This window comes from Micromonospora sp. NBC_01392 (assembly GCF_045040125.1).
Taxonomy (GTDB): domain Bacteria; phylum Actinomycetota; class Actinomycetes; order Mycobacteriales; family Micromonosporaceae; genus Micromonospora.
Map to the genome: position 1 here is coordinate 2,435,304 of NZ_CP109549.1, position 19,961 is coordinate 2,455,264.

Below are 19,961 nucleotides of genomic sequence, written 5' to 3' on the forward strand. Positions count from 1 at the left end.
CCCGTCACGTTCCATGGGTCATCTCCTTCGCGATCTCCGTGATCAGCTCACGGGACTCATCGGCGTCGAGCGTCCGCTCACCGAGCGAGCGCCACGCGTCCTCGTAGGTCTGGATCTCGTGTGGCTTGTCAAGGTAGACGGCACCACAGGGCCCGTCCATGTAGATGGTGGTCGGCTCCTGCTCCCGCACATCGGTCGGGAAGTCGAGCATGGTGAACGTGCCCGCCGCGGCCCAGCGGTGAAGACCGACGCTGAGCGGAAGCACGCGAATGCTGATGTTGTGCCGCTGACTGGCCACCACCAGCGAATCGAGCTGTCGGGCCATCGCGGCCGGATCGCGCAGTGGTCGGCGCAGCACCGGCTCGCCAAGGATCACGTCGAGGAAAGGCGCCCGGGGCACCGCGCGTGCCAGCAGTCGCTGTCGCCGAAGCCGCACGTCCACCTTCGCCTGTCGCTCGGTCTCGCTCATCTGCGGATTGTCGGTGGCGATCACCTCGGTCATGTATTCGACGGTCTGCAACAGGCCCGGCACGAGATTGGCCTCGTACTTCCGAATCTTGGTGGCGGCGGATTCCAGCCCGACGTACAGCTTGAACCAGTCCTTGACCGCCTCGCCGTAGCTGTGCCACCAGCCGTGGGCCTTGGTCTCCCGGGCCAGCGCCCGCATCGTCTCGATCGTTTCGCGGGACGCGCCGTACACCCGGCACATCGCCTCCACGTCGTTCGGATGCATGGAGACCTGGCCCGTTTCGTAACGCCAGATCCGGGGCGTCGACCATTCCAGTTCCTTGGCCGCCGCGCTCACCGTGATGTGTGCGTCCTCGCGAATCTCTCTCAGATATCTGCCGAGTTGCCTACGCGGGACGGTGCTTCCCGAGTCGTCCACGTCATCTCCTCTGTTGTTGTCGCGTAAGGCACCTCATCCCTTGGTCCGCATTCTGCGGCAAAACATTGCCTCCGGCCAGCACCGAATTGACCATCGTGGGGCGCCTGTCGCGACGCGGCGGCGCCCGCCCGGGGCGGGCACCTGTTCCGGAACCTCATCCCGGTGCCCGCCCCGATGTCGGTCCCCAGTCGACAGAGGAGACGTGATGATTCACATGACCGCGAACCGTCTGCTCCCGCACCACGTCCGTGCCGCCCGGTGGGATCAGGCGGCGGGTGTCGACGTCGGGCTGTTGCCGTGACCGACGAGGCCGGCCGGTTCTGGGCGGCGGTCGAGAACCGCTGTCCCGGGTTGCTGCCGGAGGCGGATGCGCCGCTGCTGCACGCCTCGCTGCTGCGACTGATCGACGGTGGCGACGACCGGTCGGCACGCCTGGCGTCGCTGCGGGTGCTCGGCTGCGCGTACCGCAGTCTTGGTTTGCGACCCTGGCACGCGGCGGTGATCGGCGGCGCGTTGCCCGGTGTGCGGTGGTGGCGGGTGTGGCGGCTGGTCGAGCGGACCGCGGCGCGGGTGGGCGACGGCCCGGCCTGGTGGCCGGTCGAGGTGGTCGACCACGACCGCGCCGTCGATGGCGTCGCGGTGTTGACGGTACGACCGTGGCGGCGGCTGCCCCACCGACCCGGGCAGGCGGTCCCGGTGTGCACGCCCCACCACCCGGGACGGTGGCGGTGGCTGTCGCCGGCCAACGCGCCCCGCCCGGACGGCACGCTGGAGTTCCACGTCCGTGCCGTCCCCGGCGGGGCTGTCTCACACAGCCTCGTCGAGGAGGTGCGCCCCGGGGACCTGCTGCACCTTGGCGCACCCGCCGACACCGGCCTGGAACTGACCGACGGCACCGATGATGTGCTGCTGGTGGCCGGTGGCACCGGCCTGGCGCCGCTGCGCGCCCTCACCGAACAGGTCGCCGAACAGCCGCACCGCAGGCGAGTGACGCTCGTCCTCGGCGCGCGCACGTTCGCCGACGTCTACGACGCCATCGCCCTGGACAAGCTCCAACAGGCCCACGACTGGCTGACCATCGTGCCCGCCTTCTCCGACGACCCCGAGGCCGCCCCCGCCGAGCAGGGCACCGCCATCGCGCTGGCCATCCACCACCACCGGCCCGGCCACCACGTCCACGTCTGCGGCCCACCCGCCATGAACACGGCAGCCCGTCGCTGGCTCACCATCGCGGGGGTGCCCGCCGACCACCTGCACCTACCGACGATCGGGGAACGGTGACGGCCGTCCGGATGTCAACTCGCGTCGTGCGTGTTCGCATTCGCGCAGCGAGTGGGCTAGTTTCGAACGTGTGAACGAGGTGGCGAGCGTCCCCGTCGAGGCGCAACTCGAGGCGTACCGGTCGGAGCTGACCGGCTACTGCTACCGGATGCTGGGCTCGGCCTTCGAGGCCGAGGACGCGGTGCAGGACACCTTCGTCCGGGCCTGGCGCAACTTCGACCGGTTCGAGGGGCGCTCCGCGTTGCGGACCTGGCTGTACCGGATCGCCACGAACGTCTGCCTGAACATGACCGCCAGCGCGCAGCGCCGCGTCCGGCCGATGGATCTCGGTCCCGCAGGCAGCGGCACCGCCGCCCATCCCGGCGAACCGCGCCCGGAGCAGATCTGGGTGGGCCCGGTGCCGGACGACCGGGTCCTCGCCGAGTCCGGCGACCCGGCCGACGTGATCGCCGGGCGGGAGTCGGTCCGGCTGGCGTTGGTCGCGGCGTTGCAGCACCTCCCGCCGAAGCAGCGGGCCGTGCTCATCCTGCGCGAGGTGCTGGCCTGGTCGGCCCAGGAGGTCGCGGACCTGCTCGACACGTCGGTGGCGAGCGTCAACAGTGCGCTGCAACGGGCGCGGGCCACGCTCGCGTCGACCGGCGCCGACACCGACGTGCGCCGGCCGCTGGACGAGGAGCAGCAGGCGCTGCTGGCCCGCTACGTGCGCGCGTTCGAGTCGTACGACCTCACGGCGCTCACCGAGCTGCTGCACGAGGACGCGACGCTGTCCATGCCGCCGGTGCCGTTGTGGCTGCGCGGCCCCGACCACATCACGGCGTGGATGACCGGCACGGGTCACGGCTGCCGGGGATCCCGGCTGGTGCCGGTGGCGGCCAACGGCATGCCGGCGTTCGGGCAGTACCGGCCCGGCCCCGGCTCAGGGCACGTGCCCTGGTCGCTGATCGTGGTGGGGCTCTCCGGCGGCCGGATCACCTCGCTCAACCACTTCCTCGACACCGAGCGCCTGTTCCCGCTCTTCGGCCTGCCGGACCGCCTCGACGAGGGTGTCGGCGAGCCCCAGCAGGCCGGCCAGGTCGCGTAGGGCCGGACCGGCCCCGCGGGTCTCCCACCGCCACCCGAACCGCTTGGCGGTCAGCCGGAGCCGGGCCAGCGTCTCGATGGTGACCAGGTCGGGTCGGGTCACCGCGGACACGTCGCAGATCACCACGCCCCGGTCGCGGCCCCGTAACGTCTCCGCCAACTCGGCGCAGCGGACCGCGACGTCCGCGCGGGTCGGCGTCGTGCCGGGCAGGCGGAACACGAGGGTGGTCACGCGGATCAGACCGGCGTACGCCCGGATTCTCATCGGCTCCGGCCGGATCCACCGGCCCGGCGGCGTACGCCGACCCGAGTCCTTCTCGGACGCGTGCCGACCGGCCGCAATTTCCGCCGGTCATCTCGCCGAACGCAGTTACATCGACGTTAACTGCTATACCAATCATCGTTGGGCGGCTATATGATCCCCGGTAGCTCGCCCCGTAGCCTCACGAAACCGCAGCTCCAGCACGCTTCAGGCCGTCTCCGCACCAGGTGCGCCGCAACGCTCCACGCCCGGTGGCCGGCCCGATCCGCCGCGTCGAAAATGTCGCGGTAATTGCCGGCGCTGCGCCCCAGCCTGCCGGAAAGGTGGGAACGGATGACCGTGATCCCGTCCTTGGTCATCGGCATCGCGTCCACGGCGGCCGAACGCCGGCAACTCGCCCAACTGTTGGGCGGCACCGAGACGTTCCTGATCGTCTCCAGTGCCCATCAGGCGCGCCGGTTCCTCGACCTGGTCCGCCGCCCGGCTATCACGCGGCGGGTCGTCAGCCCCGCCGCCGACAGCGACGTGCCGGCCGATCCCCGCACCGGGACGCCGGCCCCACGGGCTGATTCCCGGACCGGGACGCCGGCCCCGCCGGTCGACCCGTCGGCCGGATCGGCCGACCCGCCCGCCGGTTCCCCGACCGGGTCTCCGCTCGATCCGTCCGCCGACCCACCCGCCGGTTCCCCGGCCAGGTCTCCGCTCGATCCGTCCGCCGACCCGCCCGCCGGTTCCCCGGCCAGATCTCCGCTTGATTCATCGGCCGGGCCGCCCGCCGGTTCCCCGACGACCGGGTCGTCGGCCGAGGTGGCGGACCGGTCGCCGGTCGACTCGTCCGGGCCGGAGCTGGCCGTGGACTCCGACCGGCGGGTGCTGCGCTGGCGGGAGCGGGAGGTCGGGCTGACGCCGCTGGAGCACGACCTGTTGGTCTGCCTCGCCGGCATCCCGGGTCAGGTGTGGACGTACGCCCGCCTGCACCGTGCCGTCTGGGGCAACGACCACCTCGGTCGGGGCTCCGACATGCACTCCGTGGTCCGCCGCATCCGGCACAAGCTGGCCCGCCTGAACGCCCCGACCACGATCCACGCCGTCCGAGGCGTCGGCTTCCGCCTGACTCCCTGACCCCCTGACCCTTCCCGCGATCTTGCACTTATGGTCTTCGAGTTGCCCCTTTCGCGCGTCTTGCACGGGCCGGAAGTGCAAGATCGACGTGGACGAGGGACGGCCCGCCCGGTGCGGAGCGCCGGGCGGGCCGTCCACGTCATGCTGCGGTCAGCAGCGGGTGGGGGAGAGGGTGAAGTCCTCGACCGTGGGCGTGGTGGAGTTGATCTTCGTCGGACGGGTCTGGGGCTTCCAGCCGTCCTTGGCGACGATCAGCGTGAGCGGGTTGTTGCGCCGGTCCATCCAGTAGGCGTACCGGCCGTCGGCGTCGGTGGTGAACGTGTAGGAGTTCGCCCACGAGTCGACCTGCACGGTCGCGCCCGGCAGCGGGGCGGTGGCGCCCTGGCAGCTCTTGCCGGAGACCGTGCCGGACAGCTTGCCCCAGGTGGTCGGCGGCTGCGCGACCATGGTGACCGCCACCGGCGCCACCGTGTACGGGGTGTTCTCCTTGATCACGATGGACGCCGAGTACGTGCCCGGCTGGTCCACGTTCGCGGTCATGCCGACCGTGACCGTGACCTTCGCGCCAGGTGCCAGCGTCACCTTCGACTTGTCGACGGTCAGCCAACTGACGTCGGCCGCCACCTCGGCGCACTCGGAGAAGCCGGGCAGGACCTCGCTGTCCTTGGTGGCGGTGAAGCCGCCCGACGAGCCGCCGACCTTGTAGAACCCGCAGGCCGCGCCGCCCCGGTAGCGGGGCGCGTTGGCGTTGGGCAGGTTGGCCCAGGAACTGGTCGCCGGGTCGTACGCGAAACCGGCGTTGGTGATGGCGCCGCCCTGCGACCCGCCGACGACCAGCAGCTTGCCGTTCGCCACCGCATACGACGCGGCCCAGTTGTCGGCCGGCGCGTCGGCGATGGCGGTCCAGGCGTTGGCGCCCGGGTCGAACGCGTAGCCGGCCTTCTGCGAGTTCGTGCCGTCGTTGCCGCCGGTGCAGTAGACGGTGCCGTCGATCCCGCCGCAGGACAGGAACGCCACCGACTTCGGGTAGGCGGGCAGAGTCTCCCAGGTGTTGGCGCCCGGGTCGTACCGGACGACCGAGTTGGACATCGGCAGGCAGCTCGCCGTGGTGCAGCCGCCGACCGCGTACAGCTTGCCGCCCGCGACGGCCTGGCCGGCGGCCGACCGGGGCGCCGGGTTGCTCGCCTTCGCGGTCCAGGTGTTCGCCGCCGGGTCGTACGACCAGGTGGCGCCGTCCGGGCCGGAGGCGCCCCAGCCGCCGGTGGCGACGATCTTGCCGTCGATCACGCCGACCGTCATCGCGGTACGGGCGCCGGGCAGGTCGGCGATGGCGGTCCAGGTCTGCGCGATCGGGTCGTACCGGTAGTTCTTCGCGCTGGACGTGGTGCCGTCGCCGCCACCGATGGAGTAGACCTTGCCGTCGACGGTGACGACCCGGTTGTCCATCACGTTCGCCGGGTAGCCCGGGACGGCGGTCCACGGGTCGGCCTGGGGACCGGCCGGCGCGACCGACGTCGAGGACTTGCCGGACGAGCGGGCCGCGAACGAGGTCGCCGCGGTCAACCGCTGCGCCGGTGCGCCGGTCGAGCCGAGCAGCGCCTGCTCGGAGAGCCGGGACCCGTCGGCGCGTTGCAGCACGAACCCGCCGTCACGCTCGCTGAACTCGACGTCGACCGGCGCGCCGCCGGTGTTCGTGACGGTGAACGTCTTGCTGACCTTGCCGCTGGGCATCCGGGCCGTCCCGGTCAGCGACGTCGGCTGCACCGACAGCCGGCCGGCGGCCAGTTGGAACGTCGCAGTGGTGGCCCAGTCCGTCTCGACCGTGACCTGCTTGGTCTGGCTCACGTAGTTGCCGGCGCTGGCGGTGAACGGGTGCGTGCCGGTCAGCGACGAGAACATCCAGTAGAAGCCGTCGGGCAGCTCGGTGTCGTCCGGGGTGGCGACCGTGGTGGCCTTCTCCGCCGGGCGGTCCTTGCTGGTCACCGTGGCGCCGTTGACGTAGCTGTTGTCGTTCTTGTCGCGCACGTGACCGAGCACCAGGCCGCCGTCGACCGGCTTGCAGACCAGCTTGCTGCCGATCAGCACGTTGTCGACCTCCCACCACCACTCCCAACTCGCGTCGTAGTAGTGGAAGCGGACCCGCACCTGCGACTGGTTCGCCGCCTGCGGGATCGGCACCTCGGTCACCTTGCCGCGTACGTCGGCCGCCTGCCGGAGCACGTTGCTCCAGGTGGTGCCGCCGTCGAGGCTCAGGTCGACGTCCGCGCGGTCACTGTTCAGCCAGTTGTAGTCCTGGTTGAACCGGATCACCGGCGTGCTCACCCCGGTCAGGTCGACCACCGGGCTGACCAGCGAGGTGTCCTGCCTCCCGCCGTTGCCGTAGTTGTCGCTGTCGATGATGGCGAAACGGCCGGTGCCGCCGGTCAGGTTGCCGCGCTCACCGGCGTCGGTGAACTCCCAGACCTGGCCGGAGCCGGCGTTGTCCACCACCGACCAGCCGTCCGGCACACCGGTGCCGTCGAACGTCTCGTACTCGCCGTCCGAGCTGACCGTGTAGCCGGGGGCGGTGGCGCACTTCTCCGGGTCCGCCGGCACCGCGACGTTCGCGGTCAGGTTGCCGGTGCCGACCGTGACCTCCTTGGTGACCGTGAGGTAGCCGGCGTACTGCGGCTCGACCGTGAGCCGGTAGGTCGACCCGGCCGGCACCTTCAGGCTGTAGCGACCGGTGGCCGGCGTGGTGTAGTCCGAGATCGGCGTGCCCGCCACGCTCACCTTCGCGTAGAGCGGCCAGCCGTGCCCCGACCCGTCGGTGACCTGCCCGCTGACCGTGACGCTCGGCACCGCGGTGAGCACCACGTCGAGCGTGGTGGTGGTGTTCTTGGTGACGGTCGCGGTCAGCGTGCGGCTCGCGTACCCGAACGCGGAGACCACCACCTGGTAGTCGCCGGCGGGCAGCAGCGAGGAGTAGGTGCCGTCGGCGCCGGTGGTCAGCGTCCGGTCCGCCGCGCCGGTCAGGGTGACCGTCGCGCCGGGGACCGCGGCGCCGGCCGCGTCGGTGACCTTGCCGGCCAGCGTGCCGTTGTCGCCGATCGGGGCGGCGGCGAGCAGCGCGAGCGCGTCGAGGCGACCCTCGCCGTAGACGTTGTTGTCGTCCGCGGTGCCGCCGCACTGCGTGTCGGCCTTGTCGACCGCCGCGCCGTCGAGCAGCGCGCGCGTCCCGGCGACGTCACCGACAAGCGTGGGCGCCGCGGACCAGAGCAGCGCGATCGCGCCGGCCAGGTGCGGCGCCGCCATCGAGGTGCCGCTGATGCTGGCGTACGAGTTGTCCGGCACGCTGGAGCGGACGTTGACGCCGGGGGCGGAGATGTTCGGCTTGATCTCGCCGTTCTGACCGGTGCCCCGGGACGAGAAGCTGGCGATGTTGTTGTTGATGTCGTACGCGCCGGCCGAGTAGTTGCTGGCCAGGCTGCCCGGCGAGCCGCTGGTCTGGCAGGCCGGACCGTTGTTGCCGTTGGACCAGACACCGAAGATGCCGGACGCGGTCCACGCGTCGGTGACGTCCTCCATGAACGGCTCGTTGGACGGCTGCGTGGTGCCCCACGAGTTGTTGATGATGTTGGGCCGCTTGCTGGCGTCCGGGTTCTCGCCGGCCAGGTCGGTGGGCTCCAGCATCCACTGGCCGGAGGAGATCAGCGCGGCGTCGGTCGGGCAGCACCCGTTCGCGGCGATCCACTTGACCTCGGGGGCGACGCCGATCTGGTTGGCGCCGTCCGAGCCGGCCATGGTGCCCATGGTGTGGGTGCCGTGCCCGTCGGAGTCGCACGGCCCGTCGTCGCACTCGCCGGCCGCGTCGTACCAGTTGTAGTTGTGGTCGAACGTGCCGTCGCCGTTGTTGCCCCGGTACGCGTTCACCAGCGCCGGGTGGTCGAACTGGACACCGCTGTCGATGCTGGCCACGGTGATGCCGGCGCCCTTGACGCCGTACTGGGACCAGACGTCGTCGGCGTTGATGTTGGCGATGCCCCACTCCAGGGCGTTCGTCGACTTCTGGTCGGTGCCCGGGGTGGTCTCCGGCAGCTTGTACTCCACCGGCGCGTAGATGCCGTCCACCTCGGTGTGGGCGGCGAAGTTCTGCGCCATGGTCAGCGACCCGCCGGTCACCTTGATGGCGTTGGTGGCCCAGAACGTCTGGTACTTCGTGCCCGAGCGGTCCAGCTCGGCGCGGATCTTCGCCTGGCTCTCGGCGGCGGTCTTCTTGAGGGCCGCGGCGACCGCGGCGCCCCGCTGGTTCCAGTCCTTGACCGCGCCGGCCTTGCCCAGGTCGGCCTGGTCGCCGAAGTGGATCCAGAAGTCGCCCTCGCTCTTGCCCTGGAGCTGCCGGGTCAGTTCGGGACGGATCTTGTCGCCGGCCGACGCGCCGGCGCCAATCTGCGCCTGCGCCGGGGCGCCGGTGGCGGCCAGCGCGGTCGCGGCGAGCAGCAGGGCGGTGCCCGCGCTCACCAGCCGCCCGGCCAGTCCCGTTCGGTGTGGACGTCTCAGCATCGGTGCTGCCTCCTCCGATGACCCGCGCTTGATCGAGCCACGACAGAAGGGCCAGGAGACTGCGCTCCCGACTGGTCACACCGGTTTGAAACGAACCCCCCAGGCCCCCTGGGCGCCGTGCGGGTCTACGCCGGCCACCCGAGTGGACACTATGATCGACACCAACGGGCGATCAATGACCGTACGTAAGCAACTTGTCACCAACAGGTCCCCGACTCGGTGACCCGGTTGACAGTCACTGTCACGGTGGGGGGCGGCGTGACGACGGACGACCCGGACGCGACGTCCCCCGGCACCGACCCGGCGGGGCACCACTTCTCGCTTGTCATCGGCGTGACACCGTCACCCGCCGAACGGCTCCGGCTCACCGAGCTGCTGGGCGGCGTGGCGCCGCTGCTGCTGGTCGCCGACCTGGACGAGCTGCGCGAGGTGATCGCTCCCGAGGAGGATGGTAGGCGGCGGCCGGCGTCCACGCATCCGGAGGCGGCGGGGTCCCCGCCCGACCCCCGGCCCGACGGCGCGCTGGTGATCGACGTGGCCCGGTCCACCGCCCGCTGGGCCGGCCGGCAGGTCGCCCTGACCCGGCTGGAGCGTGACCTGCTGGCCTGCCTGACCACCGAGCCGGTGCGCGTGTGGAGCTACCCGGAGCTGCGCCACGCGGTCTGGCACGACGCGCCGACCCAGCGCCGCGCCGACGTGCAGTCCTTGGTCAAGCGGTTGCGCCGTAAGCTCGGCGAGCTGGGCACCGGCGTCACCATCGTCGCGGTGCGCGGCGTCGGGCTGCGGCTCACCGATCACCATGGTCCCCGGATCCGGGGCGGTTGACGCCTATGCTCCACACAGGATTCCGTCCGGTGCGAAAGGGGCAACAGCGGGAGATGGCACGCTGGCGTTGGCTCCTGGCGGACCAGCTCGGTCCCCACTTCCTCGACGACGACGCGCAACGCGTCCTGCTGGTGGAGAGCCGAACCCTGTTCGCCGCCCGCCCGGTGCACCGGCAGAAGGCGCACCTGATCCTGTCGGCGCTGCGGCACCGGGCCGCCGAACTCGGCGACCGGGCCCGGCTGGTACGCGCCGACACGTTCCGGACGGCCCTCACCGACCTGGGTGAACCGGCCGAGGTGGTGCACCCGTCGTCGCGGGCGGCGCTCGCGTTCGCGCGTACCGTCGACGGGTTGGCCGTGCTGCCGCCGCGCGGCTTCGTGACCGACCGCGCCGACTTCGCGGCCTGGGCCGACACCCGGCGAGGCCGGCTGCGGATGGCCGACTTCTACCGGTACGCGCGGGACCGGCACGACGTGCTGCGGGACCTGCCCGCCCCGGCCGGCCGGTCCCGTCGCCGGCCGCCGACCGACGTGCCGCCACCGCCGCCGATCGTCGAGGACGACATCGACGCGGCGGTGCGCCGGGACCTCGACCGTTGGCAGGCCGAGGGGATCCGCTTCGTCGGCCGGGACGCACCGCGCCGCTACCCGGCCACGCACGCCGAGGCGCAGGCCCGGCTCGCGCACTTCCTCGACCACCGGCTGTCCGCGTACGCCGACAGCGAGGGCGTGCTCAGCGACGCCGACGGGCTGCTCGCGCACAGCGTGCTGTCGTCCTCGTTCAACCTCGGCCTGCTCGACCCGGAACCGGCGATCCGTGCCGCCGAGCGCGCCGGCCGCGCCGGGACCGCGCCGGCGGCGGCGGTGCACCGCTTCGTGCGCGGCCTGTTCGGCTGGCGGGAGTTCCTGTGGCAGCTCTACTGGTACTTCGATCCGCGCTTCCGGGGCGCCGACTGGCTCGCCGCCACCCGGCCGTTGCCGGAGTGGTTCGACCGGCTCGACGCGGACGCGGTGGAGGCCCGCTGCCTGGCCGACGTGCTGGCCGGCGTCCGGGACACCGGCTGGGCGCACCAGACCGCGCGGCTGACCGTGCTCGCCAACTACGGCCTGCAACGCGGCTGGCGTGCCGCCGAGCTGGCCGACTGGTTCCGGCGCAGCTTCGTCGACGGCACCGACTGGGTCATGAACGCCACCGTCATCGGCATGAGCCAGTACGCCGACCTGGCCCGCATCGACACCAGGCCGTGGGCGTTCGACGGTGGTCACCTGGACCGCATCGGCGACCACTGCGGCGGCTGCCGGTACGAGCCGAAGCAGGTGCTCGGCGACGACGCGTGCCCGTACACCGGTGGGTTCGAGGCGTTCCTGCACCGCAACCGGGAACGGCTCGCCGGTGACCCGCGGCTCGCCGCCGACCTGGCCGCGCGCACCGACCCGCAGCGGCGCGACGCGGTGCTGGCCCAGGAGGAGAAGCGCGCCGACGAAGCGCCCTGAGCCGTCAGGCCGGCACCCCGTCGAGCGCCTCCAGGAAGTCGGCCACCAGGTCGGCGGTGTCCTCGATACCGGTGGAGACGCGTACCAGACCGTCCGCGATCCCGGCGGCGGCGAGCTGCTCGGCGTCCACGATGCCGGCCCACATCGAACGCGGGTGCACCACCAGGGTGCTGACGCTGCCGAGGCTGGCCGCCCGCTTCGCCAACCGCAGCCCGGCCAGCAGCGCCGCCGCCCCGGCCCGGCCGGCGGCCAGCTCGACGCCGAGCACGCCGCCGAAACCGGTCATCTGCCGGCGGGCCAGCGCGTGCTGCGGATGCGAGGGCAGCCCCGGGTAGCGGACCCGGGCCACCGCCGGATGACCCGCCAGCGCCTCGGCCAGCGCGAGCGCGTTGGCGTTGTGCCGCTGCACCCGCAGCGGCAGCGTCCGCAGGCCGCGCAGCAGCAGCCAGGCGTCGACCGGGCCGAGCGTGGCGCCGGTGACGATCGCCGTCCGCCACACCCGCTCGACCAGGTCCGCGCCGCCGACCACCACCCCGGCGGACACGTCGGAGTGCCCGCCGAGGAACTTCGTGGCGCTGTGCCAGACCAGGTCCGCGCCGGCGGCCAGCGGACGCTGGTTGACCGGCGTGGCGAACGTGTTGTCCACCACCACCAGCGCGCCGGCCGCGTGCGCGGACGCCACCACGGCGGCCAGGTCGGTCAGCTCCAACAGCGGGTTGCTCGGCGTCTCCACCAGCACCAACCGCGTCTCCGGCCGCAGCGCCCGGACGAACGCGTCCGCGTCGGTCTGGTCCACCTGGGTGTACGCGACGCCGAAGCGCGGCAGCAGCCCGGTGGCCAGCGAGGTGGTGCCGCCGTAGGTGCTGCGTTGCACCACCACGTGGTCGCCGGTGGCGAGCAGGGCCAGCGCGACCGTGCTGATCGCGCCCATCCCGGACGCGGTGACCAGCCCGGTCTCCGCGCCCTCCAGCTCGGCCACCACGGCGGCCACCTGCGCGTGGTTCGGGTTGCCGTAGCGGGTGTAGAACGCGCTGCCCCGCGTCTCGGTGGCGATCTCGGTGAACCGCTCGTCGGACTCGGCGCTGAACGTGGCGCTCTGCACGATCGGCGGCGCGACCGCCCCGCCGGGAACCAGGCCGTCGTCGCCGTGTACCGCGGCGGTGCCGAAGCCGGTCATCCGCGCGCCACCCGTTCCACCAGCGCCCGGTAGCTGCCCAGCGCGGTGAACTCCGGCAACGTCAGGTCGCTGCCGTGGCGCTGCCGCAGCAGAGTGACCAGCCGCAGCGCGCGCAGCGAGTCGCCACCGGCGGCCAGGAAGCCGGTCGCCGGGTCGCGTGGCGCGGTGCCGAGCACCTCCTGCCAGGCCACCGCCACCCGGTCGGCCCACTCCTGCCGGGCGTCGCCGCCGGGCGCCGGCGTGCCCCCGGCCACCGGTGGCAGCGGCGCGTCCGGGTCGGCGGCCAGCAGCCGGCGGAAGCCGTCGGCCAGCGCGTCCACCCGATCGGCCGGGACGTGCCGGTGGTCGTACTGCACCATCAGCCCGAGCCGCCCGTCGGCCAGTTCGGCGTCGACGGCGAGACTGAACGCCACGTCCACGGTGACGCCCCGGCTGTCCACGACGCGACTGCCGGCGTCGACCGGCCGCGGCGGGAAGTGCGTCCAGTTGAAGAAGTGGTCGAAGCGCGGCCCCGCGCCGCCGGCCCGGACGATCTCGGCGAGCGGGAAGCGGTGGTGCCCCATCAGGTCCCGTTCGGCCCGCCACGCCTCGGCGGCCAGCTCGGCCACCGACCGGGTGCCCAGCGCCAGGCGCACCGGCAGCGTGTTGAGGAACAGTCCGAGCGTGGCGGCGCTGCCCTCGCCCTCCGGCCGGCCGCCGACCACCAGGCCGCTGACCACGTCGTCCCGGCCGGCCAGCTCGCCGATCAGGCGCAGGTGCACGGCGAACAGCCAGGACTTGACCGGCACCCCGGCCACCCGGGCGACCTCGGTGACCCGTTCGGTGGCGCCGGCCCGCAGCGGCACCCGCTGGGTGGTCGTGGTGCGCGGCTGCGCGCCGCCGAGCAGCAGCGGCGGCGCGGCACCGGCGCCGTCCAACCAGAACCGTCGGGTCGCCGCGTCGGCCAGGGCTGCCCGCTCGGCGGCCACGTACTCCCGGAACGGCAGCCCCGGATCGGCGGCGGCGGTCACGCCGGCCCGCTCCCGGTCGTACGCGTCGAGCAGGTCGGTCAGGAACAGGTGCAGGCTCCAGCCGTCCAGGACGCTGTGGTGCTCGGCGACCAGCAGCGTGAACCCGTCGGCGCCGGTGCGGACCGCGTGCAGCCGCAGAAGCGGCGGCCGGGCCCAGTCGAACGGGCGGCGGCGCTCCTCGGCGACCAGCGCGTCGACCCGGGCCTGCCGGGCCGGTGCGTCCACCCCGGTCAGGTCCGTCACCGGCAGCTCGACGGGCACCCGCGCGTGCACGAGCTGCAACGGTTCGGCGTACGTGCCGAGCGCGAAGCCGGTCCGCAGCACCGGGTGGGCGTCCACCAGCGCGGCCAGCGCCCGGCGCAGCGCCGCCACGTCCAGCGGCGCGGCGACCCGGTGCGCGGTGACGTTGTGATAGACGGCCGGGTCGCCGGTCAGCTCACCGTGGTAGACCATGCCGAGCTGGAGCGCGGTCATCGGGTACGCGTCGGCCAGCCCGTCCGGCAGCCGGTCCCGGTCGGCGGCGGTGACAAGCGTGTAGCGGCCGTCGTGGGCGGCCGGCTCGGGCGCGACCCCGTCCAGCGTGATCCGGCCGTGCGCGACGAGGTCCCGGATCGTCTGGTGCGTGAAGATGTCGTTGAGCTGGAACGACAGCCCGCGCTTCTGCGCCGCGACCTGCATCTGGATGCTGCGGATGGAGTCGCCGCCGAGCGCGAAGAAGCTGTCCGTGACGCCGAACGACGCCACCCCGAGCACCTCGCGCCACGCCTCGACCAGGATCTCCTCGGCGCGGTTGGCTGGCGTCTCCGCCGGGTCGCCGGCCGGTCGGTCCAGCCGGGGCGCGGGCAGCGCGGCCCGGTCCAGCTTGCCGTTGCGGGTCAACGGCAGCTCGTCGAGGACCACCACCGCGGCCGGCACCAGGTGCGCCGGAAGTCGCTCCGCGAGCCACTCCCGAGGCGGCGCGACGCGCCCCGCGGCGGGCGCGGCGTCCACCACCGCGCCCCCGGCGGCGGCGTACCCGGGGCGGACCGCGTGCAGCGTGTGCCGGTCGGTGCCGGTCAGCAGGTCGTCCTGGCGGGTGACCACGGTGAAGCCCCGCGCCTCCAGCAGCGCCACCAGCCCGGCCAGCCGGCCGGCGGTCGCCGTGCCCGGCGCGTCGTGCACCTCCATGGCGACCTGCGCGACAAGCGGCCAGTGCCGGTCGTCCAGCCCGGCCAGCACGTCCGCCTCGGCGCGCTGCACGTCGATCTTCAACAGGTCGATCCGCTCCGGCGCCAGCTCGTCCAGCACCGCCGAGAGCGGCCGGACCGGCACGGTCAGCTCCCGGCCGGCGAAGCGCTCGGCGAGCAGCTCGTCCGCGCGGTCGAGCAGCAGGTCCCGCTCACCCGCTCCGGCGTCGCGCTCGTTGGCCAGGTACCGCTTGATCACCCCGACCTCGGCGTCCGGGTCGGCGTACGCGGCGTGACCGGACATCATCGAGTAGCCCGGGTAGTAGGTGAACGAGACCTCGCCGGCCGCCCGCGACAGCCCGTACGCGTGCACGGTGGCCGGCACGCCGAACCCGTCGACGTTGCGGCTCAGGACCTCGGCCACGGCCGGCACCGGCTCGAACGCGTGGATCGTCGCGTCCGGGCAGACCTGGTGCACGAAGAGCGAGAACATGCCGATGTTGGCGCCCACGTCGAGCACCGTCGCGCCGGGCCGCAGCACGATCCCGTCCCGCAGGTAGACCCGCTGCACGAAGATCTCGTCGTACAGGTAGCGGGTCTCATGCGGGTTGATGCCGGCGACCCGGTCGAGGTCGAGCGCGACGCCGGCCCGTGGCCGGACGTAGGCGACCAGCCGGTCGCCGTACCCGTCGTCGTCGCGGGCGACCACCGCGGCGTCGGCCACCTCCGGATGGCCGCGCAGCACGGCGGCCACCTCGCCCGGCTCCACCCGGAAACCGTGGATCTTCACCTGGTCGTCGAGCCGGCCCAGGTAGCGCAGCCGCCGGTCGGCGTCGAAGCGCACCCGGTCGCCGGTGCGGTAGACCCGCTCGACGCCGCCGTCGGGCAGCGGCAGCTCCACGAACCGGCGGGCGGTCGCCGACGCGTCACCGAGGTAGCCGTCGGCGAGCTGCGGACCGACGACGCACAGCTCCCCGGCCACCCCCGGCGGCACCGGACGCAGCCGCTCGTCCAGCACCCGCACCGCCACGCCGGGCAGCGGCCGGCCGATCGTCGGCGGGTCCCCGGCGCGGATCTCCGCCGCCGTGGTGTCCACCGTGCACTCGGTCGGGCCGTACAGGTTGACCGCGCGAACGCCCGGCCGCGCCGCCACCTCGGCCCACAGGTCCTCGGGCACCGCCTCGCCGCCGAGCAGCAGCAGGCCGGGCAGCCGGGTGTCGCCCGCGCCGGCGAGTAGGATGCGGAGCTGGGCGGGGGTCAGGTCGAGCACGTCCACCCGCTGCTCGGCCAGCGTGGCGGCGAGCGCGGCGCCGTCGCGGCGCACGTCGTCCGGCACCAGGAACAGGGCACGGCCGTGGGCGAGCTGCACGAGCTGCTTCACCGAGGCGTCGAACGTCAGCGGCGCGTTGACCGCCACCCGCAGGCCCGGCGCGCGGTCCGCGTACACGGTGGACTCCAGCGCACCGGTCAGGTGCGCGGCGGCGGCGTGCGACACCCGGACCGGCCGGGGCGTGCCGGTGGAGCCGGAGGTGAAGATGACGTACGCCGGATCGGCCGGGGCCGGCGCGGTCGCGGGCGGCGGGCCGCCGCCCGCGACCAGCTCGGCCACCGACACGGTCGCCGGGCCCCGGTCGCCGACCACGCACTCCGCGCCGACCGCCGCGAGCTGCGCGGCCAGGCGCGGCACCGGGGCGTCCGGGTCGAGCGGCACGAACACCGCGCCGGCCCGCAGCACGCCGAGGAACGCCACCACGGTCTCCCGGGAGCGGAGTGCCAGCACGCCCACCGGCCGGCCGGCCAGGCCGCGCGCCGCCAGCGCCGCGGCCAGCCGCGCGGCCCGCGCGTCCAGTTCCCCGGCCGGGTACGCGCCGTCGGCGGCCACCACCGCCGGGGCGTCGGCGGCCATCCCGGCCAGCCCGGCGTCGAGCAGGTCGACGAGGGTACGCGTCGGCGCGGTCCCCGCCGTGCCACCGGCCCCGGCCAGCCAGCCGGCCTCCCCGGCGCCGAGCACGGCCAGCGGAGCGTCCCCGGCCAGCGCGGCCGGCAGGCTGCGCAGCACCGCCACCAGCGAGTCGAGCAGCCACTGCCCGCCGGTCACCCGCAGCGTGACGTCCTCGTCCCCGGGAAGCACGGTGAGTCGCGGCCCGGCGGGCGGGGGCGGGACCGGCACCTCCACCGCCGTCCCGCCGAGCGCGGTGACACCGGCCGGCGCGACGGTCGGCTGGACCGCGAAGCCGGCCACCGCGCCGGTGCTGTCGTCGACCGGGTCGACCAGGTGGAACGTCTCGTCGGCGATGACCTCGGCGGCGCGTACCGTGGTCAGCAGTTCGGCCGGGTCGGTCGGCAGCGGCAACGCCAGCCGCAGCGGCCCGTAGCCGCCCAGCGGGCCGACCACGCCGCCGGTGCCCTCGGCCTGCCGGCCGTCGTGCCAGCGGGCCAGCACCAGATCCGTCTCCTCGGCCCCGTCCGGCGCCTCGGCCCGCCGGGCCACCGCGAGCGCCCACGCGGCGAGCAGCAGCGTCCCGACGTCGCCGTCGGCGGCGCGGGCCGTCGCGGCCAGCTCGGCGGCCGGCAACGCGGTGGTGACCGTCGCGTCCGGGTCGTCGCCGTGCGGCTCGACCAGCCGTGCGGCCGGTGCGCCCGGGGCGGGCGCGGGCGCCTGGTCGCGCTCCTCGACCTGCCACTCGGTGACGTCGAGGAACTGCAACGCCTCCGGGTCGGCCGGCGGCAGGTCGCCGGCGTACGCCTGGGCCAGGTCGGTGAGGAGCAGGCGCAGGCTGGCCGGGTCGGCGATCAGCGGGGTGGCGGCCAGCTCCAACGCGTCGTCGGTGAGCGTGACCGACAGCTCGCCCTGCGCGCCGACCGGGACGGTCCGGTCGTCGTCCACGTCCTGCAACGGCACCCGCAGCCCGGGGTGGTGCACGAGCGTCAACCGCAGCGCCTCGTGCCGGGCCACCACCTCGTCGACGGCGGCCTGCAACCGGGCCCGGTCGAGCGGCCGGTCGAGCCGGACCCGGGCCCGCACCAGATCCTGCTTGCCGGACCAGGCCAGTCGCTGGACCGGGGACAGACGGTATCCGTTCACCACACACTCCGGTTGACGTAGAGGTCGGACATGGCGACCAGGATCTGCCGGTCGCCGGTGAAGGGCTCCCGGCCGTGGGTGGCCAGGAAGTTGTCCACCACCAGCACGTCGCCGCGCCGCCACGGCACGGAGAGGGCGTGCTGCCGGTACAGCTCACGGATGCCGGTGACCACCTCGTCGGGGATCGGCTCACCGTCGCCGTGGTACGCGTTGCGAGGCAGCCCCTCCGGGCCGTACTCGCGCAGCAGCGCGTCGGCCACCTCGGGCGGCATGTTCGACACGTGGAACAGGTGGGCGTGGTTGAACCACACCGTCTCCCCGGTCCGCGGATGGGTGGCCGTCGCCTGCCGCCGCGCCACGGTCCGCAGCCCGTCGTCGCCCAGCCAGGTGAACTCCGTCGCCGACGCGGCGCAGTACGCCTCCACCTCCGCCCGGTCGGTGGTCTGGAACGCCTCCTGCCACGGCAGGTCCAGGTGCGGGCCGTAGTTGCGCACGTAGCGCACGCCGTCCCGGCCGAACCGCTCCCGCACCTCGGCCGGGATCAGCGGGGTGATCACCCGTTCGGCGGCCAGCGGCGTCGCGCCGCCGTCCCCGGTGGCCGGCTGCGCGCAGTGGAAGAACAGGTGCGTCGGCCAGTTGTGCGAGTACGACATCTCGTGGTGCAGCGGGATCCACTGGGCCGCGTTGAACTCGGTGGAGGTGAACACCCGGTCGGCCACCTCGTGCCGGGGCGCGGCCCGCTCCAGGTAGCCGAGCAGCTCCGGACCCACCGCCCGGGCGGCCCGGCCGAAGTCTTCGGCGCTGCGCACGTCGAAGCCGCGGAAGAACACCGCGGCGTGCCGGTCCAGGTCGGCCAGCAGCTCGGCCCGTCGCCCGGCGAGCCAGCCGGCCAGGTCGAGGTCCGGCACGGCGGCCTCGACCAGCAGCACGAAGCCGTCCGCGCCGAGCGTGGTGCGGCGGGTCACCGGCGCGGTGACGGTGCCACCGGCGGCGCGGCGGCGGGGACCGGGGGCGCTCATGACGCACCGTCCTCGGTGCGCTCGTCGATCAGTTCGGGCGCGGCGACCGGGTCGGCCATCGCGGTGAGGATCCGCCGGGGCGGGGTGAACGGCTCCCGCGCGTGCGCGGCCAGCATGTTCTCCACCAGCAGCACGTCACCGACCCGCCAGTCGAACGAGCGGGTCTCCGCCGCGTACGCGGCGCGCAGCTCGGCCAGCACCCCGTCCGGGATGGGCGTGCCGTCCCCGTACGCGGTCTGGTAGGGCAGGTCCTCCTCGGCCAGCGCGGCCCGCAACCCGGCGCTCACGTCCGTCGGCAGCGACGTGACGTGGAAGAACAACGCGTGGTTGAACCAGGTGCGTTCCCCGGTGACCGGGTGCCGCCGGACCGCCGGGCGCACCTGCCGGGTCCGCAGTTGCGTGTCGCCCACCCACTCCACGTCGATCAGCGCCCGCGCGCAGTACGCCTCGACCTCGGCACGGGAGTCGGTCTGGAACGCAATCTGCCAGGGCAGGCTGATGCCGGGCAGGTAGTTGCGCCGGTAGAGCACGCCGCGCTCCTCGAACTCCGCGACCGTCTCCGGGCGCAGCCGGGCCAGCACCCGGCGGCTGTCCGCCAGCGGCGTACGCCCACCGGCGGCCGGGGCCACCTCGCAGTGGAACACGATGCGCAGCGGCCAGGTCACCGTGTAGGACTGCTCGTTGTGCAGCACGATCGGCTGGTCGGCGGGGTGCTCGGTGGAGGTGTAGACGCCCTCGGTGACCCGGCTGCGCGGCGAGGACCGTTCGCCGTACGCCAGCACGTCGTCGGAGAGCGCCGCCATCACGGTGCGGAAGTCGTCCGCGCCGGCCACCGCGAAGCCGCGGAACAGCACCGCGCCGGCGCGACGGGCCAGCCCGTCCACCTCGTCGCGGTGCCCGGCCAGCCAGCCGGCCAGGTCGACGTCGGGCACGTTGGCGTGCACCAGCGCCGGCAACGGGCCGTCCGGCCAGTCGGTCCGTACGTCCACCATGTTCCGTTCCCGGCCGCGGCG

At 73.7% G+C, this 19,961-nt stretch carries 11 protein-coding genes and 1 pseudogene; 5 read left to right on the forward strand and 7 right to left on the reverse strand.

Annotation, left to right across the window (positions count from 1 at the left end; all coding sequences use genetic code 11):
* Positions 1–4 precede the first annotated feature (4 nt).
* Positions 5–886: a helix-turn-helix domain-containing protein gene (locus tag OG767_RS11280; protein ID WP_405093354.1), complete on the reverse strand. Its 882-nt coding sequence runs from the start codon at positions 884–886 to the stop codon at positions 5–7.
* 297 nt (positions 887–1,183) lie between these two features.
* Here OG767_RS11280 and OG767_RS11285 point away from each other — a divergent pair, with 297 nt between their 5' ends.
* Both OG767_RS11285 and OG767_RS11290 read left to right on the forward strand, forming a co-directional pair.
* Positions 1,184–2,167, forward strand: coding sequence for an FAD-binding oxidoreductase (locus OG767_RS11285; RefSeq protein WP_405093355.1), 984 nt, complete (start codon positions 1,184–1,186; stop codon positions 2,165–2,167).
* Positions 2,168–2,237: 70 nt separating this feature from the next.
* The gene (locus OG767_RS11290) at positions 2,238–3,248 is read left to right on the forward strand and encodes a sigma-70 family RNA polymerase sigma factor (RefSeq protein WP_405093356.1); all 1,011 of its coding nucleotides are present in this window, start codon (positions 2,238–2,240) and stop codon (positions 3,246–3,248) included.
* 30 nt (positions 3,249–3,278) lie between these two features.
* On the opposite strand, the pseudogene OG767_RS11295 reads toward OG767_RS11290, so the two are convergent.
* A pseudogene (locus OG767_RS11295) lies at positions 3,279–3,512 on the reverse strand (hypothetical protein); the annotation flags it as partial.
* A 330-nt stretch (positions 3,513–3,842) separates the two neighbouring features.
* On the opposite strand from OG767_RS11295, the gene OG767_RS11300 reads away from it, so the two are divergent.
* A complete protein-coding gene (locus OG767_RS11300; RefSeq protein ID WP_405093357.1) occupies positions 3,843–4,631 on the forward strand; it encodes a winged helix-turn-helix domain-containing protein in 789 nt (262 codons plus the stop codon).
* Positions 4,632–4,781: 150 nt separating this feature from the next.
* On the opposite strand, the gene OG767_RS11305 is transcribed toward OG767_RS11300, so the two are convergent.
* Positions 4,782–9,173 (reverse strand): S8 family serine peptidase, encoded by a 4,392-nt coding sequence (locus tag OG767_RS11305; RefSeq protein ID WP_405093358.1) that lies wholly within the window; start codon positions 9,171–9,173, stop codon positions 4,782–4,784.
* A 258-nt stretch (positions 9,174–9,431) separates the two neighbouring features.
* Here OG767_RS11305 and OG767_RS11310 point away from each other — a divergent pair, with 258 nt between their 5' ends.
* Positions 9,432–9,998, forward strand: a complete 567-nt coding sequence (locus OG767_RS11310; RefSeq protein ID WP_405093359.1) for a winged helix-turn-helix domain-containing protein — start codon at positions 9,432–9,434, stop codon at positions 9,996–9,998.
* A gap of 29 nt (positions 9,999–10,027) precedes the next feature.
* Positions 10,028–11,491 (forward strand): cryptochrome/photolyase family protein, encoded by a 1,464-nt coding sequence (locus OG767_RS11315; protein ID WP_405093360.1) that lies wholly within the window; start codon positions 10,028–10,030, stop codon positions 11,489–11,491.
* A gap of 4 nt (positions 11,492–11,495) precedes the next feature.
* On the opposite strand, the gene OG767_RS11320 is transcribed toward OG767_RS11315, so the two are convergent.
* From OG767_RS11320 to OG767_RS11335, 4 genes are read right to left on the reverse strand one after another with little or no spacing between them, the layout of a single operon-like run.
* Complete coding sequence (locus tag OG767_RS11320; protein ID WP_405093361.1) at positions 11,496–12,668, reverse strand: trans-sulfuration enzyme family protein; 1,173 nt, start codon at positions 12,666–12,668, stop codon at positions 11,496–11,498.
* Positions 12,665–17,929 carry an amino acid adenylation domain-containing protein gene (locus OG767_RS11325; RefSeq protein ID WP_405093362.1) on the reverse strand — a complete coding sequence of 1,755 codons (5,265 nt, stop codon included), beginning with the start codon at positions 17,927–17,929 and terminating at the stop codon, positions 12,665–12,667. Before OG767_RS11325 ends, OG767_RS11320 begins: the two co-directional genes overlap by 4 nt.
* Positions 17,926–18,948: a TauD/TfdA family dioxygenase gene (locus tag OG767_RS11330; protein WP_405093363.1), complete on the reverse strand. Its 1,023-nt coding sequence runs from the start codon at positions 18,946–18,948 to the stop codon at positions 17,926–17,928. Before OG767_RS11330 ends, OG767_RS11325 begins: the two co-directional genes overlap by 4 nt.
* The gene (locus OG767_RS11335; protein ID WP_405094193.1) at positions 18,945–19,940 is read right to left on the reverse strand and encodes a TauD/TfdA family dioxygenase; all 996 of its coding nucleotides are present in this window, start codon (positions 19,938–19,940) and stop codon (positions 18,945–18,947) included. The genes OG767_RS11330 and OG767_RS11335 overlap by 4 nt, the downstream gene beginning before the upstream one ends.
* Positions 19,941–19,961: the final 21 nt, after the last annotated feature.